This is a genomic window from Rhizobium sp. LjRoot98 (genome assembly GCF_964252935.1).
GTDB lineage: Bacteria > Pseudomonadota > Alphaproteobacteria > Rhizobiales > Rhizobiaceae > Pararhizobium.
Genome location: NZ_CAXUPW020000006.1, coordinates 44,047 through 66,510, shown reverse-complemented (window position 1 = coordinate 66,510; position 22,464 = coordinate 44,047). Strand labels below are relative to the sequence as shown.

Here is a 22,464-nt window from a genome sequence, read left to right as displayed (position 1 = left end):
AAGCCTTGCCATCGGACCTTCCGCAAAGCAACAGTTGGGGCTATTGAAGGCACGATCGGCGTGTTGACGCGCGCGGCTGAGTGATTGGGCTGGCCTGGTCGCTCTCGCGCTGGGAATTTGGCAGAATTCCAGCGATTCGTGCAGACATTCCTGACGGCTCAGTCCGAACCTTGGGCCGGGCCTGAAGCCGCCACCACGGAAAGACATCAAAACAGACTATGACCGACAGCAACGATCTCTTTTCAGCAATGCCCCTGGTACCGAAGCCTGCGACGGATCCCGTCGTGCCAAAGCCGGTTGTTGCCACGCCCGCCGCCGCGCCGGTGGCGGAACAGCGCAGCAGTACCCCGGCGGCGCTGAAGGCCGATGCCGGCGATTACAACGCCTCGGCAATCGAGGTGCTGGAGGGGCTGGAACCTGTGCGCCGCCGTCCCGGCATGTATATCGGCGGCACCGACGAAAAGGCTCTGCACCATCTGTTTGCCGAAGTCATCGACAACTCGATGGACGAAGCTGTTGCCGGACACGCCAATTTCATCGACGTCCATCTCGACGCCGAAGGCTGCCTGTCGGTGACCGATAACGGCCGTGGTATTCCGGTCGAGAACCATCCGAAATTTCCGGGCAAGTCGACGCTCGAAGTGATCATGACCATCCTGCATGCGGGCGGCAAATTCGACAGCAAGGTCTACGAGACCTCCGGTGGTCTGCACGGCGTCGGCGTCTCGGTCGTCAACGCGCTGTCGGACATTCTCGAAGTTGAGGTTGCCCGTAATCGCAAACTCTATCGTCAGCGCTTTTCGCGCGGCATTCCGCAAGGCGGGCTCGAAGAACTGGGCGACGTGCAGAACCGGCGCGGCACGAAGGTCAAGTTCCATCCGGATCCGGAGATCTTCGGATCGCATGCCAAATTCGATCCCGCCCGGCTGTTCCGCATGGCGCGGTCGAAGGCCTATCTGTTCGGCGGCGTCGAAATCCGCTGGTCCTGCGATCCCTCGCTGATCGAAGGTACGGATACGCCGGACAAGGCGGTGTTCCACTTCCCCGGAGGCCTGAAGGATTACCTGCAGGCAACGATGGGCAAGGAATTCACCGTCACCCGCGAAATCTTTGCCGGCAAGACCGAAAAGACCGGCGGCCATGGCGCGCTCGAATGGGCCGTCACCTGGTATGGTGGCGACAGCATCGTACATTCCTATTGCAACACCATTCCGACACCGGAAGGCGGCACGCACGAAGCCGGCTTCCGCATCGCGCTCACCAAGGGCCTCAAAGCCTATGCGGAACTGACGCAGAACAAGCGCGCGGCGATTGTGACCACCGAAGACGTGATGATCTCGGCCGCCGGTATGCTGTCGGTGTTCATCCGCGAACCGGAATTCGTCGGCCAGACCAAGGACAAGCTGGCGACCGTCGAAGCGCAGCGCATCGTCGAGAACGCGCTTCGCGATCCCTTCGACCATTTCCTTGCCGATAACCCGCAAGAAGCCCACAAGCTGCTGGAATGGGTCATCGAGCGCGCCGACGAGCGTGTGCGCCGCCGCAAGGAAAAGGAAGTCACCCGCAAATCGGCGGTGCGCAAGCTGCGCCTGCCGGGCAAGCTTGCCGACTGCTCGCAGAATTCGGCCGAAGGGGCCGAACTTTTCATTGTCGAAGGCGATTCGGCTGGTGGCTCGGCAAAACAGGCGCGCAACCGCTCCAACCAGGCGATCCTGCCTTTGCGCGGAAAAATCCTCAACGTTGCCAGTGCTGGCCGCGAAAAACTCGGCGCCAACCAGCAGATCAGCGATCTCGTCCAGGCGCTCGGCTGCGGCACGCGCAGCAAGTACCGTGAGGAAGACCTGCGCTATGAGCGCGTCATCGTCATGACCGATGCCGACGTCGACGGTGCCCACATCGCCTCGCTGCTGATCACGTTCTTTTATCAGGAAATGCCGGAACTCGTTCGCGGCGGACATCTCTATCTGGCCGTACCGCCGCTTTACCGCATCACCCAAGGGGCAAAGACGCTCTACGCCCGCGACGACGCGCATCGGGTGGAACTGGTCGAGACGGAATTCAATGGCCGCGGCAAGATCGAGATCGGCCGCTTCAAGGGTCTTGGCGAAATGATGCCGGCGCAGTTGAAGGAAACCACGATGGATCCTTCCAAGCGCACGCTCTTGAAAGTCGCCATCGACGAGGTGGATTTCGAAGGCACGCGCGAAGCCGTCGACAACCTGATGGGCACCAAGGCCGATGCCCGCTTCCGCTTCATCCAGGAACGTGCCGTGTTTGCCGACAACCTGGATATCTAGCTCAAAGCCTTCGCAGATCGATTCAACACATTGTGGAATTGATTCAGCTTTCCGCTCCAACTCACGGAGCGGAAACGGTTTTCCCTGAAGTAACCTCGCTCTGCGTCAGGCGATGGCCTTTTCCATGAACAGGCTGAACGGGTCCGGTTGATAGGAACCGAACGGTCCAATCTCGACATAGCCGGCGGTCTTGTAGAGGCCGATCGCCTCCGGCTGATAGATGCCGGTCTCAAGCCGGATGGCCGACAGTCCGGCGCCGCGGCCATGGCCTTCGAGATGCTCGAGCAGCTTGCGGCCGATCTTCAGGCCACGTGCCTGCGGATCGACGAACATGCGCTTGATCTCGGCGCTGCCATCACCAGCATCCACCAGCGCACAACAGCCGACGACCTCTCCCTCATGGCGGGCGACGAAAAAGGAGACGGACGGTTTTTCCAGCGTCGAGACATCGACAAGGTGATTGCTTTCGGCCGGATAAAGCGATTGCGCGTAGGCATCGGATTGATCAAGCAAGTTCTGGACGCCCGGCTGGCGCGGCGATTCTTTTTCAATGGTCAGAGTCACTTGGCGTTGTTCCTTCGCAGATCGATTCATCCCGTTTCCAGTCAATCCTAAAAGTACGGTAGTGAAAACGACAGACGGAAAATCTGGCCATGTACGGCGGCTAACCTCACTCAGAGCAACCGGCAGAAACAAATTGTTTCCAAGCCTTCCCCACTTTGCCTTACTTCCGGAGCAAACGGGCCCTTAGTTCAGCGAAGTCAGAATCGCTCCTTACAGAACGATTTTTCACCGAATTGGAGAGATATCCACGATGGTTCCTGCCCTGATCGTCATGACAATTCTCGGCTGCGACGATAGCGTCAGCCAGTGCCACTACGTCTCGACCGTCAGCGGCACGTGGCAGAGCATTGCCGTCTGCGATGCGGAATCACAGAAACAATTGCCGAAATTCTCCAACGCCAATTATCCGGTGATCGTCGCGGTCTGCGAAACATCCGGCAACACGATGGCAGACGCCAAGGATCCCGCGCCTGTGCCCGCAACGCAGCCTGCTCTCGATCAGGCGCATGCCGTTACGAAGGATGCCGTCCCGACACCACCCACGACCGAACAGAAACAGCCTAGCTTGCCGCGCCGGACATTGGCGATGGTGACAGGAGCTCTGCCCGACGCCTCGGACCTGCGCAATGCGGTGACCAAACCCGTCCACTATATCGAGGACGGCTATTCCTGGGTGGCCCGGAAGTTTACAAAGTAAACCCTATACCAGCCCGGCAGCGATCAGGCTTTCAGCGCTGGCGCGGATTGCCTCGTCCCCTGAACGCGGCCTCCAGCCGAGCAGACGCTTTGCCTTTTCATGCGACACGCGCTGGTCGCGGCCGAGTTCGGCGACGATCAGTTTCAGGCCGGGATCGAAGCGCGAGGCAACGCCCGCCAACCAGTTGGGCAAAACGAATTTCGGCAGTTTTTTCCCGTAGGCTGGAAAGTCCCGTTTCAAGACCCGGGCAATATGCTTGATCGACAGCGCCTCGCCCGCAATGATGAAGCGCTCGCCCGCAGCCTTTGGTATCGTCATGGCAAGAACATGCGCCTCTGCGGTATCGCGCACGTCGACGACAGGCACGCTGAAATCCGGCATGGCGGGATAGCGGCCTTTCAACAGGCTTTTTACCACACCGACCGACGTTCCTGTCTCCGAGCCTAGGATGGGTCCAAGGATCATGCCCGGATTGACGACGGCGAGTTCAAGGCCTTGTTCGTGTGCAAAGGCCCAGGCGGCGCGTTCGGCCAGCGTTTTCGACTTGTAGTAGGGCGTTGCAAGCACGCCATCGACATCGGTCCAGTCCGTCTCCGAAAAAGGCGCCCTGCCCGCCCCATAGCTGATGGCGGCAATGGAGGATGTCAGAACCACGCGGCTGACACCGGCGTTCTTTGCGGCGCGCAGCACGCGCAACGTTCCCTCCCGCGCCGGCAGAATGAGGTCATTTTCATGCCTGGGAACGCGTGAGGGAAAAGGTGACGCGGTATGGATGACGTGCCCAGCTCCTGTAAGGGCATCATCCCATCCGGCGTCTACCGTGAGATCCGCGACAACGAAGGAGAGCTTTCCCTGAATTGCGCCGTCAACCGAGCGGATCGCCGCCTCGATGGCCTGCGCCTTTTTCATCGACCGCAGGGTTCCGCGAACCTCGTAGCCTGCACGCAGCAAAGACGCGGCGACGTGACCCCCGAGGAAACCGCCTATGCCCGTCACAACGACCGGCCTTGTCGTATCGTTCTTCATTGCCACACTCCGCACCTGCCGCACCGATCTTCATCAGCTACATGGTGGGTTTGGCACCCTGTGTCAAAGGCGGACTGTCCGGATTGTTCTGCAACGCGCCAGCGCAGAAGCAGCCAGGGTCAGGCCGCTTCCCGTGCAGCGAGCAATGCATAGTCGCGGGCGGTCTGGCGCTGTTCGGCAATCGTCAGCTTCTCGATGAGGCCGGCAAGTCCGCCGGACGCATCGGAGGCCTGGCTCTTGCCACGCAGTTTAGACAACAGGGCGGCAGAGATGGTGGCCGTCACAGTAGACGAGCCAACCCGGTTTTCCTTGCGCCAGATCAGCACGGCTTCGGCAAACAGGGCGCTGACATCGCGACCAAGGCCCGCACTTTCGAACAGCGCCCGGATGGCGTGGATACGGCCATCCGACAGGATCGAGCGCACGCGCTTGTCGGCGACATCGGACAGGTTGACGATGGCCGCAGCAAAAAAATCGACCTTGCCGGAACACAGGGCGTTCAGAAGGAAGGCTGGCGTCAACCGTCCCGTTACCCTGAGATGTTCGACGAGATTGGGAATCTGATCAGGTTGGGCAGCGCCGGCCATGCCGACGGCCGCCTTGTCACAGGCTTCGCGGGTGATCCGCTCGACACGGCGCTCGCCAATGGCGGCCTGCACGAGGCCAAATCCGGAAAGGGCCGTTCCGACCTTTTCGACCAGCGCATGCCGGGCATCGGCCGGCAGATCGTCACGGTCGAGCAGCGTATTGCGGACCGACCAGAGATGGCCGAGCCGGTCACTCAGGCGCTTCAGCGTCCGGCAGGAGAACCGCGCCTGCCCGTTTTCAAGCAGGATCAGAACCTCTTCCTCACCGCCGATTTCGGCGATGGCGGCAGCAACCGGGCGTGACATAGACTGGCGGGCGGCGATGACTGCGCGGGTCTCCGGCGTCCCCTTGGCAGCAAGATCGACAAGATCCATATCGTTGAGCACAGGAGAACGCGAAATGACGGCATAGGCGGTTTCAGGCTGGTCTTCGGCAAGCGACAGAATGATGGTCCGTGGAATGCGCGCGCAATCTGCAATGGCTTCGGCCAGCGCCAGCCGAACTTTCGGCGAGGGATCATCGAGAAGAAAGGTCATTGCCATTTCGGCCGCATGTTCGTCGAGCGTATTCATTTCGGCCGCGACATAGGCACGGCCCAACGCCTGCGCTGCGCGAACCCGATCCCCGGTTTTCGCGGTTTCAACCCAACGAAGAAATGCTTGAATGATCACCGACGCCTCACTACACACCAACCAGCCCAATCATGGTGCCGGTTACGTTAGCGATCAAAGGTTTAAGATTGGTTCACCATGTCCGTTAACCGCTTCGAAATCACGCTGCCGATGATGTGCGCAACGCCGGATGCGCTGCCGCCAAAGTCCGCCACCGGCGGGGCATCGACCGTGATCCTCGATATCCGCGGGGACTGGATAACCAAGAGCGCAGCCGATCAGGCGCGGCGGATAATTACACACCGGCAATCAGCCTCGACGCTGCTTCGCGTCGGCAGGCCAGACGACGAGGCCGGGCAGACGGCGATCGGGCAACTGGCGACACTGCGGCCGCATGGCTTTGTGCTTTCCGGCTGCGGCGGTGCCGCCGATATCCAGAAATTCGATGTCATGCTGCGGGTCGCGGAAGCCACCCACGGGATCGATGCGGGATCGATCGGACTGGTTGCCGAGCTTGGCGGGGATTTGGCGTTTCTTCTCTCGCAAGCTTCCCTGAAAGACGTGTCGCGCCGGCTGATAGCGATCATTTTCGACGGTAACGGCGTGACACAGGCGACGGCAAGCCAAACGTTCAACGCGGCGGCATCAAGGATGGGTGCACCGCTTCTCCTTGCCCGTGGCGCCGCCGTCATCAAGGCGAGGCAGGCAGGCATAGACTGTTATGAACTGCTGAAAGGCGCGGATGGCGACCCGCGGATCACTCGCGACATCGCTCTTGCCGATGGTTTTTCCGGCGTGGTGGCGCGCAATGCCGCCCAGCTTGAGGCGCTGTCGCCGTCCTGAGCGGCCAGCCCTAGCGTTTGGGCCGGAACATTTCGAAGACGTCTCCGGATTCGCAATAGTCCATGTATCCCATGCGGCCGACCGGCCGGACCTTGGCCATGTCAAGCCGCCCGTCGCGGATCGCCTCGTCACGAATGTGAATACCGACAACCTGGCCGATGACCACGTGGTTTTCAGACAGCGTACCGTCGAGCGCTTTCGGCCGGAAGATTTCCGTGACCTTGCATTCGAGGGCGGCGTAAGCTTCGGCAACGAAGGGCGCTTGGACAAACTGGCCTTGGACCGGCGTCAATCCGGCAAGCGCGAATTCGCTCTCACCATGTGGCACCGGAGCCGACGTGACGTTCATCGCTTCGCGGATGTCAAAGCTGACTAAATTGGCGGTGAATTCACGGGTTTCCTCGATGTTGCGGACCGAATCCTTGCGGCCGGCCGAGGAGAACATCACCATTTTCGGCGCGTCGCTGATCGCATTGAAGAAGGAATAGGGCGCCAGATTGAGGCTGCCATCGGCAGACCTCGATCCGATCCAGCCGATCGGCCGCGGAGAAACGATGGCCTTGAACGGATCATGGGCAAGACCATGGGCGTTTTCCGCAGTCGCATAAAACATCAGGCGTCCTCGCCAACCCAGGTGACGATATCCGCAAGCTCCGGCCGCGGGCGCTCCGTCGGCGGAACCTGCGGCGTGCCGATATGGATGAAGCCGGCGACCTTTTCACCGGGCTGAACGCCGAGCAGCGGATAGGCCTTTTCATCGAAGGCATACCATTCGGTCAGCCAGTTCGAGCAGAAGCCGAGCGCGTTGGCAGCCATGAGCAGGTTAAGGCAGACGGCGCCGGCCGACATCACCTGCTCCCATTCCGGCACCTTGAAATGCGGCGCTGCCTTGCTGACGACGGCGACGACGACGGGCGCGCGCGACAGGCGGGCGTTTTCCACCTTGATCATCTCTTCGGAAAGATCGGGCTTGGCTGCGAGCGCCATTTTTGCCAGTTCGGCACTGATACGCACCCGCTCCTCGCCGCGATAGACGATGAAACGCCAAGGCGCCAGCTTGCCGTGATCCGGCACGCGCGAGGCAAGCGTCAGCATCTCTTCGATCTCCGCTGTGTCCGGTCCAGGCCCGCTCATTTGAAAGGCTGGAATAGACCTTCGGGTTGTCAGATAATCGCGCAGGCTGATTTCAGTTTTCATCGCCGTCCATTTCCACTAGTTTGCCACCGCACGCCGCCACCAAGCAGGCAGCCACGAAATTGCCATATCGGCGTTTCAAGTGGAGCCACACACTCAGGATGTCAACCACCCCATGCGCATCAAGGCCGGTCATGTTCGCGCTCTCGTCATAGCGCTTGTTCTTGCAACAGTTGGCGCCCGTGCGCCGCAGGCGCAGGAGCTTGCCGACCCCTTCAAGGCCTTTCCGGCGATCTCCGCTCCATCCAAGAAGATGCCAAAGCTCAACAGCTTCAATCCGACCAACCCGGATGCCGCGACGCAAGGTCCGACCGCAAAGGACATCCAGCTGGAAGCGCATCTGACGGAAAAGGGCAATGCCGTCGAGCAGGGCCTGACCTGGCGCGTTTTCAATCCCATTCCCGGTTCAGACGGCAAGCTGCCGCTGGTGGCGACATCAGAAGGCGGCTCGGCCGCGTTCCAGCTCATTCCCGGCGAATACTTCGTCAATGTCGCCTTCGGCCGCGCCGGCGCGACACGCAAGATCCGGGTGGCGGACGCTGGCCTCCCTGAAAAGCAGGTGCTGGTGCTGGATGCCGGTGGCGTCATGCTCAATGCCGTCTCCGGCAGCGACGTGCGTATCCCGCCGGGAGAACTGAGCTTTTCGATCTTTTCGGCTGATTCGAAAGAAGATGGCGAACGCGCCCTCGTGGTTGCCGACGTCAAGCCCAACACGGTCGTTCGTTTGAACACCGGCACCTATCACGTCGTTTCCAACTATGGCTCGGTCAACGCAGTCATTCGCGCCGATATCCAGGTCGAAGCCGGTAAACTGACAGAAGCGACGATCCAGCACCGCGCGGCCAAGCTGACACTGAAACTTGTCTCCGAACCCGGCGGCGAAGCGATTGCAGATACGGCCTGGTCGATCCTGACCTCGTCGGGCGACGTCGTCAGCGAAAGCGTCGGTGCTTTCCCGACATTGGTGCTGGCCGAAGGCGGCTATTCGGCGGTCGCGCGCAACAACGAGAAAATTTTCCAGCGTGACTTTACCGTCAAGGCCGGCGTTAATACCGATGTCGAGGTCTTGCTCAACGACAAGGGCGTGCAGCCAGCCTCCGGCGCCACGGACGCGCAGGACTGAACGGTTACGACGCCCGGCTGAGAAACCGGCGGCGTGGCGGTGCCATGCAGAACACGCCGTCATAGATCCGCGTCAGGATATCCTTGCGGTCGGCAATGGCGCTCAGTTCTTCCCAGGCAATCAACTGGCCGATGCGCGACGAGATCGTCGTACCGGAAAGACGGCGGAACTCGCGGATCAACAGCGAGATACGCAGCGTCATCGACACCTTGCTCGCTAGGTGAAACAGCCTGCCGTTCTGGCCTTCGAAATAGATCGGGATAACGCTTGCCTTGGCGGTCTGGATGAGTTTTGCCGGAAACATCTTCCACGGCAGGTCTTCGGCCCTGCCGAATCCCTTTCTTGCCGTGGCGACGCCGCCGGCCGGAAAGACGATCAGGGTGACGCCTTCCTTCAGCAGCCGCACCGCTTCGTGGCGCGTCTGCATGTTGATCGCCAGCGCTTCCTTGGTTTCCTCAAACGAGATCGGCAGCGAATAGGGCGCCATTTCCGGCACCTTCAAGAGTTCGTTGTTGATCAGCACGCGGAACGGGCGGCCAAGCTGTTCGGCCAGCGACAGAACGGCAATGCCGTCGCCGATGCCGAAGGGATGATTGGCGACGATGACAACAGGGGTATCCGGCAGATGGCGCGGCGGCCATTCGCCCTGGATGCGGACGCGCACATTGATCAGATCCAGCATTTCCCCGAAAATCCGGTCGCTCTTGCCGACGATTGTATCGCGCCATTGCGTGTAGAGCCTGGCATAGCGATTGCGTCCGGCAAGCCCTTCCATGGAACGGATAAACCAACGTTTTAGCCGTCGATCGTTCTCGTTGGCGTAAGACAGCTCTTTGAACTGCACGTTGTTCCCCGCTCCATGAAAGCTGCGCCGATAGAGGCGCAGCAGCGTCATCCGGATAATCTGCGAATGTTACAGTTTTCTGACAATAGACTGAAGGTGCGGTCCTGCCACACCTTCTTTATTAGATCATACACAACTTAGCGAATGATCAGGCGGAAGCCTTGCTCCGGCGTTCGGCCTTGCGCTTTACATCCGGCGGCGTTGCTTCCGACACCAGCGAGGCAATGGCGTCGTCCAGCGTCATCGGTGTCTGTGCCTGCGAGCCCAAGCGGCGGATGTTGACCGTCCGCTCTTCGGCTTCGCGCATGCCGCAAACGATGATCACCGGAACCTTGGTGACCGAATGCTCGCGGACCTTGTAGTTGATCTTCTCGTTGCGGAAGTCGGTCTCGACCTGAAGACCGGCATCGCGCAGCAGTTCGGCAACTTCACGGCCGTAATCGTCGGCTTCCGACGTGATGGTGGCGACGACGACCTGCAGCGGCGAGAGCCACAGCGGGAAATGGCCGGCGAAATTCTCGATCAGGATGCCGAGGAAACGTTCCATCGAGCCGCAGATGGCGCGATGGATCATCACCGGCTGCGTCTTTTCCGAGTTGCTGTCGATATAGAAGGCACCGAAGCGTTCCGGCAGGTTGAAGTCGACCTGCGTCGTGCCGCACTGCCATTCACGGCCGATGGCGTCCTTCAGCGTGTATTCGAACTTCGGACCGTAGAAAGCGCCCTCGCCCGGCAGGATGCCGGTCTTGATGCGGCCTTCCGACTGCGCCTCGATCGTCTTCAAGACGTCCATCATGACGCTTTCGGCGCGATCCCAAAGGGCATCGTCGCCAACGCGCTTTTCCGGACGGGTCGACAGCTTGACCACGACTTCCTGGAAACCGAAGTCCTGATAGACCGACAGGATCAGGTCGTTGATGCGCAGGCACTCGGCCGCCATCTGCTCGTCGGTGCAGAACACATGCGCATCATCCTGTGTGAAGCCACGAACGCGCATCAGACCATGAAGCGCGCCCGAAGGCTCATAGCGGTGAACGTTGCCGAACTCGGCAAGCCGGATCGGCAGTTCGCGATAGGATTTCAGGCCGTGCTTGAAGATCTGGATATGACCGGGGCAGTTCATCGGCTTCAGTGCAAAAACGCGCTCGTCGTCGGTTTCGTCACCAGCAACCGCCACCTTGAACATGTTGTCGCGGTACCAGCCCCAGTGGCCCGAGGTTTCCCAGAGCGATTTGTCGAGCACCTGCGGCGCGTTGACTTCCTGGTATGTACCGGCCAGACGGCGGCGCATGTAGGCAACCAGCGTCTGGAAGACGCGCCAGCCCTTGCCGTGCCAGAAGACGACACCCGGGCCTTCTTCCTGGAAATGGAACAGGTCCATTTCGCGGCCAAGGCGGCGGTGGTCGCGCTTTTCGGCTTCGGCCAGGATGTGCAGATACTGGTCGAGTTCTTCCTGCGTGCGCCAAGCCGTGCCGTAGATGCGCGTCAGCATCGGGTTGTTTGAGTCACCGCGCCAATAGGCACCGGCCACCCGCATCAGCTTGAAGGCATTGCCGATCTGGCCGGTGGAGGCCATATGTGGACCACGGCAGAGATCGAACCAGTCACCCTGATAGTAAATCTTCAGGTCCTGATCGGCGGAAATCGCATCGACCAGCTCGACCTTGTAGGCTTCGCCCTTGTCGGCAAACACCTGACGCGCCTTGTCACGCGGCCAGATTTCCTTGGTGAAAGGCTTGTTGCGCTGGATGATCTCCTTCATCCGCTTTTCGATCTTCGGCAGATCGTCGGGCGTGAAGGGCTCGTTCTTGGCAAAATCGTAATAGAAGCCGTTCTCGATCACCGGGCCGATGGTCACCTGCGTGCCGGGCCACAATTCCTGCACGGCCTCGGCCATGACGTGGGCGGTATCGTGGCGGATCAGCTCCAGGGCGCGGGCATCTTCGCGGGTGACGATCTCGAGCTTGCCGGTGACGACGGGATCGGACAGGTCGCGCAGCTCGCCATCCAGCGCGATCGCGATGGCCTTCTTTGCAAGCGACTTGGAGATCGATTCGGCAACTTCGCGTCCCGTCGTGCCAGCGGCATAACCGCGGACGGAACCATCGGGAAATGTAAGGGAAACAGCGTCAGACATGTTTTCTTCCTTGTCCAGTCCCGCCAACGAATGCGGGTGGTGTACGGTGAAGGCCGGCAAAGCCGGCGCGTGCGGTGCGCGGTATAGAGGGAAAACGGGGCGATTGGAAGAGGTGTGAACCCAGTGGCCGTTTCGCGGCGCACCTGCCATACCAGCAAGCCAAAACGCATGGGCTCGATCATACCGAAATTGACAGAGGCAATTACCTGACTTAAGTCAGACAATATGACCCATGATCCTATCTCCCGCGTTCGCCGCTTCAACCGTGCCGTCACCGCCGAAGTCGGCGCTCTCGACACATCGTTCCTTGGGCGCGGCCGTCCGCTGGGCGCCGCTCGTGTTCTCAATGCGATCGGCCAGGGGCAATCCGAAATAGCCGCTATTCGCGATTATCTCAGTCTCGATTCGGGCCTGATGAGCCGCCTGCTGCGCGGTCTGGAAGACGAAGGCCTGATCGAGACGGTGCCGGATCAACAGGATGCGCGCCGCCGCGTCGCGCGATTGACCGATACCGGCCGCTCCGAATTCCAAGAATATGAAGCCCTGTCGAATGCCCAGGCGAAAACATTCCTGGCACGCCATAGCAGCCCGGAGCACCTTCTCCGGGCCATGGACATCGTCGCCAGTTCCCTGAGGCGTGACCACATCGCGCTCGAGGAGAAAGATCCCCGCCATGAGGACGCCCTGTACTGTCTGGGCGAATATTACGGCGAACTCGCCCGCCGCTTCGACAACGGCTTTGATGTATCGCTGTCCCGTGATCCCGACGCCAAGGACATGATCCGTCCGCGCGGGGCGTTCCTGGTCGCCATGTTGGATGGCCTGCCGGTCGGATGCGTCGGGTTGAAAGGCAGCGGCGGCGATGTCGCGGAGATCAAAAGGCTCTGGGTCGCACCTTCAGCGCGTGGCCTTGGGCTCGCCAAACGCCTGATGACATCAGCCGAGGCCATTGCCCGTGACCTCACCATCAAAATCCTTCGTCTGGATACCAACAGCGCATTGCCGGAAGCAAAACAGCTTTATCGCGGCACCGGCTGGACCGAGATCGACCGCTTCAACGACGATCCGTACCCGGACACTTTTTTTGAGAAGCGGATTTAGAGGGCGGCGCAGGGCTGAAGGGAAACGGGGATTGGATGTTTGAAATTAAAGAGCCGCTATTGGGGCCGTAATGCGAGAAGCGGATGCCTGAGTTAGGGTACGGCTGTGATTGACGGTCCAAGATCGACCCAGCTCAGGACCTAGCGTTGGAAGGTGATGTGGATGGTGCCACTCTCGGCCGTTTCCGACTTGACCGTATATCCGCCCTCCAGACCACGCAGATCGTCCCAAAGGCGTATGCCCCGCCCCAACAGAATCGGCACAATGGCAACATGCAGGCGGTCGACAAGTCCGGCCTTCAGATAGTCGCGCACCATGCTGGGGCCGCCGCCAATTCTGACATCCTTGCCGTTGGCAACGCTTGTGGCCTGCTGCAGCGCGTCAACAGGGTTCGTCTCTATGAAGTAGAACGTGGTGCCACCCGCCATTTCGATGGCGGGGCGAGGCTTGTGGGTCAGCACAAAGACCGGGCAGCGGAACGGCGGTTCGTCGCCCCACCACCCCTTCCAGTTCGGGTCATCAGGAAAGTTATGCAGGCCGAATTTACCGGCCCCCATGATTTCCGCGCCGATATTGTCGAAGTAATCCTGCGCATACTTATCGTCTATGCCAGTGGTGCCTTTGCCGCTGACGTCCTTGAGCACGCGCTCCTGGAATGTCCTGGTCGCGACGTAGGCACCGACAAGGCGCATCCAGTCTTCACCAAATGGTTTTTCGGGGGTTTGATCAGTGGTTGTCGCGAAGCCATCAAGCGAAATGATAAGATCGACACGAACGGCCATTCGAACACTCCTTCTGAAAGTTTGAAGCCGCCTCGATATTTGGCGACCATACACTAAGGTGTTTGCCTTTGTATTTTACGCCAAATAGAAAGGCAAGTACCTAATTATTATTGACCCACATCCTGATCCGTTCTAACTGAGTCAAATGCCTCACCATTCTGCCCCACTCGATCTTGCCTTTCACGCGCTCAGCGACCCGACCCGCCGCGCGGTGGTGTCGCGGCTGGTCGAGGGCGAGCTGCCGGTAACCGCACTGGCCGAGCCATTCGACATGGCGCTGCCCTCCTTCGCCCAGCATCTCAAGGTACTGGAGGATTGCGGATTGATCGTCAGCGAGAAACGTGGGCGCAGCCGCTGGTGCCGGCTGGAGCGGGCGCGCTTTTCCGAGGCGGCAAACTGGATGGAAGCGGAGCGCCGACGCTGGGCCGAGCGGCTCGACCGGCTGGAAACTTATTTGGACAGGACGGAAGAGAACAACGATGGAAAAGCTGTTTGAAACCTGGTCGCTCGACCGTGAGATCGTGCTGGTGAAGGTGCTGAAGCACCCGCGGCATAAGGTCTTCGCCGCGTGGATGGACCCGAAAGCGTTGGCGCAATGGTACGGTCCGGCTGGCCTGACTATCGAGAGCCACAACGCCGACATCCGCGAGGGCGGGGAATGGCGCTTCGACATGGTGGGCGTGTTTGAAGGCCGACAGCAGCGCTTCGCCAATCTCATGCGCTTCTTGAAGGTCGTTCCGAACGAGCTGATCTTGGTAGACTATGGCACCCCGGACCCCAACGATCCGGAACGCTTCTACATGACGATTACCTTCGATGAGCAGACCGACGGCAAGACCGTGCTGACCATGCGCCAGCTTCACCCAAGCCGCGAACGTCGCCAGGTGGTCGTTGGTTTTGGCGCGGTGGAGTACGGCTTGCAGACGCTTGATAGCCTCGTCACTTGGTTGGACGGTTGAACGCTGCTCATCTGGATAAGTCGGCAGTCGCCGCACCATCGTGTCCATAAACGACGTCTTTCAGGAGTTTGCAGTTCAATATCCGACATTGGGGCAAGAGCGGACAATCGTGGATATGGAGAGGAATACCTGCATTGGTGCTGAGCGCTCTCCAAGCAACGTGACACCCTCCCCCGAGCAGACCGAAGAATGGTGTCGTGAATGTGAAGCCCCTGCGGGACAGCGGCAACGCGCCTGAAAATCCGCAGCCCCGCCTCAGCCGAGCATGGCGCAAAGCCCGTTGACGGTGTTGGCGTTGCGTGTTGTGCCGATGCCGAGCTTCTTCGTGGTTAGATGCGACAGCAGTTTCGTCCCGCTCGGTTTGCCGGCGAAATCGAACCAGAGGTCGCCACCGACAACGGCCAGCCGGATCTGCGGTTCGGCGATGCGCGCAAGCGGTGCCAGCGCGGCCTCGGCCAGCGGCTTTCGCATCACCCGCACCACGACATTGCCACCCTCGCCCTCAGCAAACGGGTTGTCCGCGGCAAGCCGCCTCCAGTCGCCTGCGGTGCACACGATGATATCGACATGTTTGCCGAAGCGCGCACGAAAGGCGGTCTCCAACCGCTCCTCGATCACGCAAACCGGCGCATCCTCCGCCGCAAAAACCAGATTGCCGGTGGAAACCAGCGTGCGGGCATCGGCAAAGCCCGCGTCCTGCGCCATCGCCCTCAGATCGGCCATGACGACGCGGCGTCCGGGGCCAAGCACGATCGAATGCAGCAGAGCGACATAGGTTGCCACAGCCTTATTCCCCCGCCGGCCGCGGCAGGCGCCAGAGCCGCCAGGGCTCCCACCAGCGCGCCGCGATACGGTCCGGCACCGGATCGAACCCGCTTGTGCCGCCGGGACCGCAGCGCATAAACCGGAACAGCACCATCCAGCCACCCGGCCAGAAGCCATGACGGGCGATGGCCTCATAACCATATTCGGAACAGGTGGGGATATGGCGGCAGGAATTGCCGATGAAGCCGGAGAGCGTCAACTGGTAGAGCCGGATGAAGGCCATGCCGAACAGCCGCCCCGGCGTCTTGCGGAACGGCCCTGCATAGTTGCGGCCCGAATAGGGCCGCTTGGCCGGAGCTTCCTCATGGCCCTGACATCCCGGCTTGCCGCACATCTCAGACGGCAGCCTTGACCGAACGGGACGCTTCGATCTGGCTGATCGCATCGACGACAGCGTCGAAGGTCAACATGGTCGAGGCGTGGCGGGCCTTGTAATCCTTGACGGGTTTCAGAAAGCGCATGTCTTCGAAATGGCCCGATGGCCCCTCGCCGTCCGCCTTCAGCATCGCCAGCATGTCTTCGCGTGCCTTTCGGATTTCAGCCGATGTCGCACCGACCACGTGGCGGGCCATGATAGAGGACGAGGCCTGTCCCAGAGCGCAGGCTTTTACCTCATGGGCGAAGTCGGCAACCGTGTCTCCCTCCATTTTCAGATAGACGCGGACTTTCGAGCCGCACAGCTTGGAATAGGCGCTTGCCTCGGCATCGGGATCGGCAAGCGTGCCAATTTCCGGGATATTGCCGGCGAACTCCAAGATCCTGCTGTTATAGATTTCATCCATCATTCGGCGCGATCCGCTTGTTTTTGCGCGTTTTCAGGCAAACGGCGCATGATTTTCTATCGTATCTCAGAAAAAAACACAGTGTCTCCATCTGCGCCCCTTTCACATGCATCCCGGCATATTATATGCTATGTCGTGAGGGGGCGACAGGTTCGCAAGAGCGAACAGTCGCCTGTTGTTTGGGAAACCGTGCCGGATGATCCAGAGCCCTTAACCTCTGCAAATCAAAAAGCCCCGGAGCCCGCCGACGGAAACCAGGCCTGAAAACATCAGGTCAATGGCCAGTGGCGAGTTGTCCGAAAAGATAAACGTCAAGTAACACCTGTTACGCCAAGAGGCCATTATGGACGCCATAGTCAAGAATTTTCCCGCCGTGCCCGCCGTTGACGGCCGGCCGAGCCAAAAGGAAGCCGAGGACGCCGTGCGCGTTCTCCTGCGCTGGGCCGGTGACGATCCGGCGCGCGAGGGGCTTCTCGACACCCCTTCCCGCGTTGCAAAGGCCTACAAGGAGCTCTTCTCCGGTTATGACCTTGCTGCCGAGGATGTGCTTGGACGCACTTTCGAGGAAGTCGGCGGCTATGACGACATCGTCCTCGTCAAGGACATTCCGTTCTTCTCGCACTGCGAACACCATATGGTGCCGATCATCGGCAAGGCGCACGTCGCCTACCTGCCGGAAGGCAGGGTACTTGGCCTGTCGAAAATCGCCCGTGTCGTCGATATTTTCGGCCGCCGCCTGCAGACGCAGGAAACCATGACGGCGCAGATCGCCAAGGCGATCGACGATACGCTGCAGCCGCGCGGCGTCGCCGTCATGATCGAAGCCGAGCATATGTGCATGGCGATGCGTGGTGTCCAGAAGCAGGGCTCGACGACATTGACCACCACCTTTACCGGTGCCTTCAAGACCGAGCCCGCCGAACAGGCCCGCTTCATGACCATGCTGCGGGGCTTCAAGTAAGCTCCGTCAACCGGAGCTTTCCGATGACAATTGAATTTGCCTCCCCGTCCAACGACAAGGCGGAACTGGAATCCGGTTCCGTGTTCACACCACGCTTCGATGCCAGCGGCCTGATTACCGCCGTTGTCACCGACGCCGGAGACGGCACGCTTTTGATGGTGGCGCATATGAACGCCGAGGCACTGGCGCTGACCATCGAAACCGGTGTTGCCCACTATTACAGCCGCTCACGCAAGAGCCTCTGGAAAAAGGGCGAAACGTCCGGTAACCTGCAAACAGTCGAAGAAATTCGCACCGACTGCGATCAGGATGCACTGTGGCTGAAAGTCCGTGTCGCCGGCCATGACGCAACCTGCCATACCGGCCGGCGCTCCTGCTTTTATCGTGCCGTTGGCGCCAAGGATGGTGTCACGTCACTTAACATCATTGATACCGAAATTCATTTCCATCCGGACGACGTCTACGGCAAAAATTAATCATCTGACGCTTTTTGGCTCAGTTTTTTCGGGGATTCACGATTTCGCAACCAGACTGGGAGCGTAATCCCGACAACAAGCATACGTTCCGCCGGGAACACCTGCACGGAACGCCCTCGAATAGATTGAGTTCTTACGGCATGCGCTTGCAACGCAGTAAAGCGAGACGTGACGGCCTGTAACAGTGTGTTCTGCGGCATGGAGGTGCCGGATGTTGAACTGGACATTCAATCGCAGCGGTATCACCGCAGATGCATCGGCCCCCGGCGGCCCTTCTCACGCGCTCAGCGTCCCTCCTCCCATCGAGACCAAACCGCAGAAATCGAAGATTGCCCTTGCGCTTGGTGGCGGTGCTGCCCGCGGCTGGGCCCATATTGGCGTGCTGAAGGCGCTGGACGAAGAAGGCATCGAAGTGGGCATGATTGCCGGCACCTCGATCGGCGCGCTGGTCGGTGGCTGTTATCTGGCTGGAAAGCTCGACGAGCTGGAAACCTTTGCCCGCTCTTTGACCATGCGGCGGATTGCCGGCCTGCTTGATTTCGCTATCGGTGGCGGCGGCCTGTTCGGTGGCCTGCGCCTGACCAAGCGGATGCAGGAACACCTGCAGGACATGTCGATCGAAAATCTCGACCGGACGTTCGTCGCCGTCGCGACCGAGGTCAATTCCGGTCACGAAGTCTGGATCGGTCAGGGCTCGCTGATCACCGCGATCCGCGCCTCCTATGCGCTGCCGGGCATCTTCGAACCGGTCAAATGCAACAATCGCACCCTGATGGATGGCGCGCTGGTCAATCCCGTGCCGGTATCGGTCTGCCGTGCCCACGAACAGCAGCTGGTCGTTGCCGTCAACCTGAATTACGATCTCTACGGCCGTTCCGCCGTCATCAAGCACAATGCCGGAAGCCAGACGGCCGAGCAGCCGCAAATGCAAAAACAGCAGGAAGGCCAGGCTGGACGGATGGGCATGACCAGCGTGATGGTCCAGGCTTTCAACATCATCCAGGACCGCATCTCTCGCGCACGGCTTGCCGGCGATCCGCCGGATCTGGCGCTGCATCCCAAGCTCAACGATATCGGCCTGTCGGAATTCCACCGCGCCGGTGAGGCAATCGATCGCGGCTATCACGAAACCAAGTCGAAGCTCAGCGAGTTGCAGCGGCTTCAGGATGTGATGCTGCGATAATTTCCGGCGTTGACACCCGGCACCTCTGCCGCGCGGCCCTGATGGCAGCGCGGCTTTTTTGTGCGCAATGGTTACGATTAACCAGCGATATACGCCTTGATCTGCTCGGCCTCGTGCTCGATCGCCCGGATGTGATGACGCACCGCATCGCCGATCGAGACGATGCCGACAAGGCGACCGTTCTTTTCAACCGGAAGATGGCGGGAGCGCATGTTGTTCATGATTTCCATGATGTCGTTGATGGTCATCTCCTCGGTGCAGCAGTACACCTTCGCCCACATGACGGAGGATACCGGCTTGTCGAGGCATTCGGCGCCGAACTTGGCCATCGCAGCGACCACGTCGCGCTCCGTCAGGATACCGGCGATCTTGTCACCCGGTTTGACGATGATAACGGCACCGATACGATTTTCACTCAGCAAGGCGACCGCTTGGCGCACTTTCGCCTGCGGATCGACCGTCACCACCTGACGGCCTTTTTCATTCAATATTGCCTTAACAGACATTCAAACCCTCCCGTTTCAGCGACCTGCATCTGACCGGGACATTGGCGAACCACAAAGGCGCTCCTCGCGCTGCGGTTATGGACCAACTCGCAAGACAGATATCATTCCTGTCGCGTTATCTGCCCATTGGCATCAAACCGGGGACCGCGCGGTTCACTGCCTTCGGACAGGAATGGTGCGCTACGGACCGGCGAAAATCAAGCGCTTCCGGTAAGATCGTCAATCTTTTGAAAGGCCGTAGCCCTCTTCTAGGATCACTGGCGGGGGTCGAAAAGGCCAAACAGCAGAAAGCCGAACAGGAAGCCGCCGATATGCGCTTCCCAGGCAATGCCCCCGGCCCCACCAAAGGCAAAGACGCCAAGGCCGATCAGGAAATTGGTCAGGAACCAGATGCCGGTAAAGACCACGACCGAGCGGTTCGACAGCGCTTCGCCGACGGGCAGCCGGCGGTTGAGATGGGCGAACTGGCGGCTGATGCGGCCGCTGGGAGAAAAGACGAACCGCGCTGCAGCCCCCATCAGCCCGGCGACCACGCCGGAGGCGCCAACGACAAAAATCGTTTCGCCCCAATGGAAGGCCACGTGCAGCGCGACCGCGGCGACAGCGGACAGGCACCAGAAAAGCATGAAACGCGCCGGACCGATCCGGCGAATGACCGGGGCGCCGAACGCCACCATCCAGAAGCCGTTGAAAATCAGGTGTTCCCAGGAACCATGCAGCAGCGAATATGTCAGGGGGCTCCAGAGCCAAGCAAGGTTCTGATCCGAAAACGGGTGATCATATCGTGCCGGCCAGAATGCGAAGTTCATGATCACTGCGCTATCCACGGCGGCCGAGAGCATATAGGTGCGCACCACATGAATGATCACAAGCAGCGCCAGCACGGCAACAAGACCTGACGGCAGATTGAACGCCGGTTCGCTGACCCGCGTTGCATTGTCTGCTTCCGTGCCCTGCGGCGGCGTTGCACCGTCGGTTTGGTCTGTCATCCTGCTCACAATTCCTTCCGCCCGCTCATCCTCAACCGGGCTCTCCTGCGTCGCTCTATACGATTCACGGCTGCGTCAAAAGCGGCGTGATGCGCGGCACTTGTTCGCACAGCTTGCGGGCGCAGATCAAATCAAAAGGATTTGCAAATTCGGCCGCAGATCTTCCGGCGAAAAAAAGGCCGTCCAGTCAAAAACTGAACGGCCGGTGAGCCCCCAAAAACCCCGAGCCCAAAGTCAGTGTGCCGAAGGCAACCCTTCGTGAAGTGATGTCCTTTCATGCCATCTGAGCCCGGCGCTTTCAATCTAAACCAAACATTAACCTTAATATCGGGCTGGCACGGATATCGCAACGTACCCCCTAAGGGAGCGTTTTCTCCCGCCGGATGTGCCAAAGCGGCACAAACATGTGTCAAATGGAATGAGAGCATGCGCAGCAAGACCGCTATCGAGATCTACGCCTATTGGGATGAGTTGCGGGGGCATCGCGAGGTGCCGGCCCGCAGCCAGATCGAGCCTGGTCATATTCGTAATATCCTGCCGGATCTCTTCATCCTGGAAAAGACACCGCGTGGCGATATCCGCTTCCGGCTTGCCGGCACCCGCATCTGTTCCCTGTTTGCGCGCGAACTGCGTGGCTCGGCATTCGATGCGCTCTGGCTTGCCGAACAGACCGGCCGTCTTGCCCGCATCGCGGAGGACGTGATGACGCAGAAGACGCCTGTCGTTCTCTCGGCCTCATCCCTTGCTGGCACGGCCGATCGTCTGCCCACAGAAATCATCCTTTTGCCACTGCTGTCGCCGGATGGAGCCGTAGACCGGATCATCGGCGCATTGGTGCCGCTGTCGAGACCACTCTGGCTCGAGGCGACGCCCGTCAACTACCTCGACCTTGACGGCATTCGCGTCCTCGATATCGCCAAGACCAACCTGTTCATGCAGAACCGCCCGGAAAAGCCCCTGCCCGCACCCCGCCAACCGGCCCTCCGTCAGCCAATGGGCGACCATAGTTTTGCCGGCGCGATCCGCCGCGTGCTGCATCTTCGGGTGTTCGAGGGCGGCCGAAGGGATTAACGCCAGTCAAATACCAAGCAACGCGAGAACCTTCTGTTAACCGGAAGCAGTTAAAGCTGTGGCCTGGATGGACATCGCACAAGTGTGGTCATGTATTCGTTTCAGCAGTCGCAGACGGCCGGCCCCAAGCAGCACAACGAAGGCGCTTTCCAGCGTGTTTCTGTGAACCTGACAGGCCGCCTGATGCTTGCCAACCATGACGAATTCGAGTGCACCGCCATCGACATGTCGCCGGGTGACGTGCTGTTCACTTGCGATGCACGGCCGCGCGCCGGCGAACGCATCATCGCTTATGTCGACCATGTCGGCCGCCTGGAGGGCACGGTTTCGCGCCTTGCCGAAAACGCCTTCGTCATCCAGATCAACGCCACCGACCGCAAGCGCGAAAAGCTTGCGGCTCAGCTAACCTGGATTGCCAACAAGCACGAACTGGGACTGCCGGAAGACCGACGCCACGACCGTCTGGCCCCGCGCAAGACCCGCACGGAAATCACCCTGGAAGACGGCAGCAAATATGTCTGCCGGATCATCGACCTTTCCCTGTCCGGCGCCGCCGTCGACATGGAGACCCGCCTGCCACTCGGCACGCCCGTTCTGCTCGGCAGCATGAAGGGCCGCGTCGTGCGCCATTTCCAGGAAGGCGTGGCGATCGAATTCCTCGGGATTCAGTCGCGCGAGGCTCTGCGCGAGTTTCTTTAACGCCGGGACGCTTTCGCTTGAAAGCCATGCGTGATTTTTTGCGCACCACTTCCGGCATATTTCCAGCAATGAACAAGACAGGTTGAGGCGATAGTCTCGCGCCCCTTTGCTCGTCTTTTCCTTCGCACGAGGCGCGGCTGGCGCTTTTTGCTTCTTCTTGCTCCGATTGGTTGCCATACATCGCGCCAGCCTTCCGCATCCGGAAA

At 60.1% G+C, this 22,464-nt stretch carries 25 protein-coding genes; 12 read left to right on the top strand and 13 right to left on the bottom strand.

Features of this window, described 5'->3' with window-relative positions:
* Positions 1-218: 218 nt before the first annotated feature.
* Positions 219-2,297, top strand: a complete 2,079-nt coding sequence (parE, locus tag ACSQ3J_RS19480) for a DNA topoisomerase IV subunit B (RefSeq protein ID WP_060505142.1) — start codon at positions 219-221, stop codon at positions 2,295-2,297.
* A gap of 105 nt (positions 2,298-2,402) precedes the next feature.
* Here parE and ACSQ3J_RS19475 read toward each other — a convergent pair whose 3' ends face one another.
* The gene (locus tag ACSQ3J_RS19475) at positions 2,403-2,891 is read right to left on the bottom strand and encodes a GNAT family N-acetyltransferase (RefSeq protein ID WP_060505141.1); all 489 of its coding nucleotides are present in this window, start codon (positions 2,889-2,891) and stop codon (positions 2,403-2,405) included.
* Between the two features lie 220 nt (positions 2,892-3,111).
* Between ACSQ3J_RS19475 and ACSQ3J_RS19470 the strand changes: the two genes are divergently transcribed.
* Entirely contained in the window at positions 3,112-3,558 is a 447-nt protein-coding gene (locus ACSQ3J_RS19470) for a hypothetical protein (RefSeq protein WP_060505140.1), read from the top strand.
* 3 nt (positions 3,559-3,561) lie between these two features.
* On the opposite strand, the gene ACSQ3J_RS19465 is transcribed toward ACSQ3J_RS19470, so the two are convergent.
* Positions 3,562-4,584 carry an SDR family oxidoreductase gene (locus ACSQ3J_RS19465; protein ID WP_060505139.1) on the bottom strand — a complete coding sequence of 341 codons (1,023 nt, stop codon included), beginning with the start codon at positions 4,582-4,584 and terminating at the stop codon, positions 3,562-3,564.
* Positions 4,585-4,703: 119 nt separating this feature from the next.
* Entirely contained in the window at positions 4,704-5,843 is a 1,140-nt protein-coding gene (locus ACSQ3J_RS19460) for a DUF2336 domain-containing protein (protein WP_060505138.1), read from the bottom strand.
* 78 nt (positions 5,844-5,921) lie between these two features.
* Here ACSQ3J_RS19460 and ACSQ3J_RS19455 point away from each other — a divergent pair, with 78 nt between their 5' ends.
* Positions 5,922-6,626, top strand: coding sequence for a hypothetical protein (locus ACSQ3J_RS19455; RefSeq protein ID WP_060505137.1), 705 nt, complete (start codon positions 5,922-5,924; stop codon positions 6,624-6,626).
* Between the two features lie 10 nt (positions 6,627-6,636).
* On the opposite strand, the gene ACSQ3J_RS19450 is transcribed toward ACSQ3J_RS19455, so the two are convergent.
* Together ACSQ3J_RS19450 and ACSQ3J_RS19445 are read right to left on the bottom strand one after the other, a co-directional pair.
* On the bottom strand, positions 6,637-7,239 hold the full coding sequence (locus ACSQ3J_RS19450; protein ID WP_060505136.1) for a flavin reductase family protein: 603 nt from the start codon (positions 7,237-7,239) through the stop codon (positions 6,637-6,639).
* Positions 7,239-7,823, bottom strand: a complete 585-nt coding sequence (locus tag ACSQ3J_RS19445) for a nitroreductase family protein (RefSeq protein WP_060505135.1) — start codon at positions 7,821-7,823, stop codon at positions 7,239-7,241. Before ACSQ3J_RS19445 ends, ACSQ3J_RS19450 begins: the two co-directional genes overlap by 1 nt.
* Positions 7,824-7,935: 112 nt before the next feature.
* Between ACSQ3J_RS19445 and ACSQ3J_RS19440 the strand changes: the two genes are divergently transcribed.
* On the top strand, positions 7,936-8,943 hold the full coding sequence (locus ACSQ3J_RS19440; protein WP_060505134.1) for a hypothetical protein: 1,008 nt from the start codon (positions 7,936-7,938) through the stop codon (positions 8,941-8,943).
* A gap of 4 nt (positions 8,944-8,947) precedes the next feature.
* Here the strand turns inward: ACSQ3J_RS19440 and ACSQ3J_RS19435 are convergent, their stop codons facing one another.
* Both ACSQ3J_RS19435 and thrS read right to left on the bottom strand, forming a co-directional pair.
* A complete protein-coding gene (locus ACSQ3J_RS19435; protein ID WP_060505616.1) occupies positions 8,948-9,787 on the bottom strand; it encodes a lysophospholipid acyltransferase family protein in 840 nt (279 codons plus the stop codon).
* Positions 9,788-9,935: 148 nt separating this feature from the next.
* Positions 9,936-11,924 carry a threonine--tRNA ligase gene (thrS, locus tag ACSQ3J_RS19430; RefSeq protein ID WP_436039944.1) on the bottom strand — a complete coding sequence of 663 codons (1,989 nt, stop codon included), beginning with the start codon at positions 11,922-11,924 and terminating at the stop codon, positions 9,936-9,938.
* Between the two features lie 225 nt (positions 11,925-12,149).
* Between thrS and ACSQ3J_RS19425 the strand changes: the two genes are divergently transcribed.
* Positions 12,150-13,025 carry a bifunctional helix-turn-helix transcriptional regulator/GNAT family N-acetyltransferase gene (locus ACSQ3J_RS19425; RefSeq protein WP_436039942.1) on the top strand — a complete coding sequence of 292 codons (876 nt, stop codon included), beginning with the start codon at positions 12,150-12,152 and terminating at the stop codon, positions 13,023-13,025.
* A 140-nt stretch (positions 13,026-13,165) separates the two neighbouring features.
* Here ACSQ3J_RS19425 and ACSQ3J_RS19420 read toward each other — a convergent pair whose 3' ends face one another.
* Complete coding sequence (locus ACSQ3J_RS19420; RefSeq protein WP_060505131.1) at positions 13,166-13,807, bottom strand: dihydrofolate reductase family protein; 642 nt, start codon at positions 13,805-13,807, stop codon at positions 13,166-13,168.
* Between the two features lie 145 nt (positions 13,808-13,952).
* On the opposite strand from ACSQ3J_RS19420, the gene ACSQ3J_RS19415 reads away from it, so the two are divergent.
* Positions 13,953-14,303: an ArsR/SmtB family transcription factor gene (locus ACSQ3J_RS19415; RefSeq protein WP_060505130.1), complete on the top strand. Its 351-nt coding sequence runs from the start codon at positions 13,953-13,955 to the stop codon at positions 14,301-14,303.
* Positions 14,287-14,766 (top strand): SRPBCC domain-containing protein, encoded by a 480-nt coding sequence (locus ACSQ3J_RS19410; RefSeq protein WP_060505129.1) that lies wholly within the window; start codon positions 14,287-14,289, stop codon positions 14,764-14,766. Before ACSQ3J_RS19415 ends, ACSQ3J_RS19410 begins: the two co-directional genes overlap by 17 nt.
* 255 nt (positions 14,767-15,021) lie before the next feature.
* Here the strand turns inward: ACSQ3J_RS19410 and ACSQ3J_RS19405 are convergent, their stop codons facing one another.
* From ACSQ3J_RS19405 to ACSQ3J_RS19395, 3 genes are read right to left on the bottom strand one after another with little or no spacing between them, the layout of a single operon-like run.
* A complete protein-coding gene (locus ACSQ3J_RS19405) occupies positions 15,022-15,549 on the bottom strand; it encodes a DUF1697 domain-containing protein (protein ID WP_436039939.1) in 528 nt (175 codons plus the stop codon).
* 4 nt (positions 15,550-15,553) lie between these two features.
* Complete coding sequence (yidD, locus tag ACSQ3J_RS19400) at positions 15,554-15,925, bottom strand: membrane protein insertion efficiency factor YidD (RefSeq protein WP_060505128.1); 372 nt, start codon at positions 15,923-15,925, stop codon at positions 15,554-15,556.
* A gap of 1 nt (position 15,926) precedes the next feature.
* Complete coding sequence (locus ACSQ3J_RS19395; RefSeq protein WP_436039937.1) at positions 15,927-16,376, bottom strand: iron-sulfur cluster assembly scaffold protein; 450 nt, start codon at positions 16,374-16,376, stop codon at positions 15,927-15,929.
* A 340-nt stretch (positions 16,377-16,716) separates the two neighbouring features.
* Here ACSQ3J_RS19395 and folE point away from each other — a divergent pair, with 340 nt between their 5' ends.
* The 3 genes from folE to ACSQ3J_RS19380 all read left to right on the top strand — a co-directional run bounded on the left by folE (position 16,717) and on the right by ACSQ3J_RS19380 (position 18,993).
* Positions 16,717-17,334 carry a GTP cyclohydrolase I FolE gene (gene folE / locus ACSQ3J_RS19390; protein WP_060505126.1) on the top strand — a complete coding sequence of 206 codons (618 nt, stop codon included), beginning with the start codon at positions 16,717-16,719 and terminating at the stop codon, positions 17,332-17,334.
* Positions 17,335-17,357: 23 nt separating this feature from the next.
* Positions 17,358-17,810, top strand: coding sequence for a phosphoribosyl-AMP cyclohydrolase (gene hisI / locus ACSQ3J_RS19385; protein ID WP_060505125.1), 453 nt, complete (start codon positions 17,358-17,360; stop codon positions 17,808-17,810).
* 211 nt (positions 17,811-18,021) lie between these two features.
* Positions 18,022-18,993, top strand: a complete 972-nt coding sequence (locus ACSQ3J_RS19380; protein WP_060505124.1) for a patatin-like phospholipase family protein — start codon at positions 18,022-18,024, stop codon at positions 18,991-18,993.
* 77 nt (positions 18,994-19,070) lie between these two features.
* Here the strand turns inward: ACSQ3J_RS19380 and ACSQ3J_RS19375 are convergent, their stop codons facing one another.
* Together ACSQ3J_RS19375 and ACSQ3J_RS19370 are read right to left on the bottom strand one after the other, a co-directional pair.
* Positions 19,071-19,499, bottom strand: coding sequence for a CBS domain-containing protein (locus tag ACSQ3J_RS19375; protein ID WP_060505123.1), 429 nt, complete (start codon positions 19,497-19,499; stop codon positions 19,071-19,073).
* 254 nt (positions 19,500-19,753) lie between these two features.
* Positions 19,754-20,488 (bottom strand): rhomboid family intramembrane serine protease, encoded by a 735-nt coding sequence (locus tag ACSQ3J_RS19370; RefSeq protein ID WP_436039934.1) that lies wholly within the window; start codon positions 20,486-20,488, stop codon positions 19,754-19,756.
* A gap of 426 nt (positions 20,489-20,914) precedes the next feature.
* On the opposite strand from ACSQ3J_RS19370, the gene ACSQ3J_RS19365 reads away from it, so the two are divergent.
* Entirely contained in the window at positions 20,915-21,559 is a 645-nt protein-coding gene (locus tag ACSQ3J_RS19365) for a PAS domain-containing protein (RefSeq protein ID WP_060505121.1), read from the top strand.
* A gap of 90 nt (positions 21,560-21,649) precedes the next feature.
* Positions 21,650-22,258: a PilZ domain-containing protein gene (locus ACSQ3J_RS19360; RefSeq protein WP_060505120.1), complete on the top strand. Its 609-nt coding sequence runs from the start codon at positions 21,650-21,652 to the stop codon at positions 22,256-22,258.
* Positions 22,259-22,464 lie beyond the last annotated feature (206 nt).

Excerpts from the sequence above, each read along its gene's own strand:
- parE (WP_060505142.1), top strand. The coding sequence starts at position 219 with ATGACCGACAGCAACGATCTCTTTTCAGCAATGCCCCTGGTACCGAAG.
- ACSQ3J_RS19475 (WP_060505141.1), bottom strand. The coding sequence starts at position 2,891 with ATGAATCGATCTGCGAAGGAACAACGCCAAGTGACTCTGACCATTGAA.
- ACSQ3J_RS19470 (WP_060505140.1), top strand. The coding sequence starts at position 3,112 with ATGGTTCCTGCCCTGATCGTCATGACAATTCTCGGCTGCGACGATAGC.
- ACSQ3J_RS19465 (WP_060505139.1), bottom strand. The coding sequence starts at position 4,584 with ATGAAGAACGATACGACAAGGCCGGTCGTTGTGACGGGCATAGGCGGT.
- ACSQ3J_RS19455 (WP_060505137.1), top strand. The coding sequence starts at position 5,922 with ATGTCCGTTAACCGCTTCGAAATCACGCTGCCGATGATGTGCGCAACG.
- ACSQ3J_RS19450 (WP_060505136.1), bottom strand. The coding sequence starts at position 7,239 with ATGTTTTATGCGACTGCGGAAAACGCCCATGGTCTTGCCCATGATCCG.
- ACSQ3J_RS19445 (WP_060505135.1), bottom strand. The coding sequence starts at position 7,823 with ATGAAAACTGAAATCAGCCTGCGCGATTATCTGACAACCCGAAGGTCT.
- ACSQ3J_RS19440 (WP_060505134.1), top strand. The coding sequence starts at position 7,936 with ATGCGCATCAAGGCCGGTCATGTTCGCGCTCTCGTCATAGCGCTTGTT.
- thrS (WP_436039944.1), bottom strand. The coding sequence starts at position 11,924 with ATGTCTGACGCTGTTTCCCTTACATTTCCCGATGGTTCCGTCCGCGGT.
- ACSQ3J_RS19425 (WP_436039942.1), top strand. The coding sequence starts at position 12,150 with ATGACCCATGATCCTATCTCCCGCGTTCGCCGCTTCAACCGTGCCGTC.
- ACSQ3J_RS19420 (WP_060505131.1), bottom strand. The coding sequence starts at position 13,807 with ATGGCCGTTCGTGTCGATCTTATCATTTCGCTTGATGGCTTCGCGACA.
- ACSQ3J_RS19415 (WP_060505130.1), top strand. The coding sequence starts at position 13,953 with ATGCCTCACCATTCTGCCCCACTCGATCTTGCCTTTCACGCGCTCAGC.
- ACSQ3J_RS19410 (WP_060505129.1), top strand. The coding sequence starts at position 14,287 with ATGGAAAAGCTGTTTGAAACCTGGTCGCTCGACCGTGAGATCGTGCTG.
- yidD (WP_060505128.1), bottom strand. The coding sequence starts at position 15,925 with ATGTGCGGCAAGCCGGGATGTCAGGGCCATGAGGAAGCTCCGGCCAAG.
- ACSQ3J_RS19395 (WP_436039937.1), bottom strand. The coding sequence starts at position 16,376 with ATGATGGATGAAATCTATAACAGCAGGATCTTGGAGTTCGCCGGCAAT.
- folE (WP_060505126.1), top strand. The coding sequence starts at position 16,717 with ATGGACGCCATAGTCAAGAATTTTCCCGCCGTGCCCGCCGTTGACGGC.
- hisI (WP_060505125.1), top strand. The coding sequence starts at position 17,358 with ATGACAATTGAATTTGCCTCCCCGTCCAACGACAAGGCGGAACTGGAA.
- ACSQ3J_RS19380 (WP_060505124.1), top strand. The coding sequence starts at position 18,022 with ATGTTGAACTGGACATTCAATCGCAGCGGTATCACCGCAGATGCATCG.
- ACSQ3J_RS19375 (WP_060505123.1), bottom strand. The coding sequence starts at position 19,499 with ATGTCTGTTAAGGCAATATTGAATGAAAAAGGCCGTCAGGTGGTGACG.
- ACSQ3J_RS19370 (WP_436039934.1), bottom strand. The coding sequence starts at position 20,488 with ATGACAGACCAAACCGACGGTGCAACGCCGCCGCAGGGCACGGAAGCA.
- ACSQ3J_RS19365 (WP_060505121.1), top strand. The coding sequence starts at position 20,915 with ATGCGCAGCAAGACCGCTATCGAGATCTACGCCTATTGGGATGAGTTG.
- ACSQ3J_RS19360 (WP_060505120.1), top strand. The coding sequence starts at position 21,650 with ATGTATTCGTTTCAGCAGTCGCAGACGGCCGGCCCCAAGCAGCACAAC.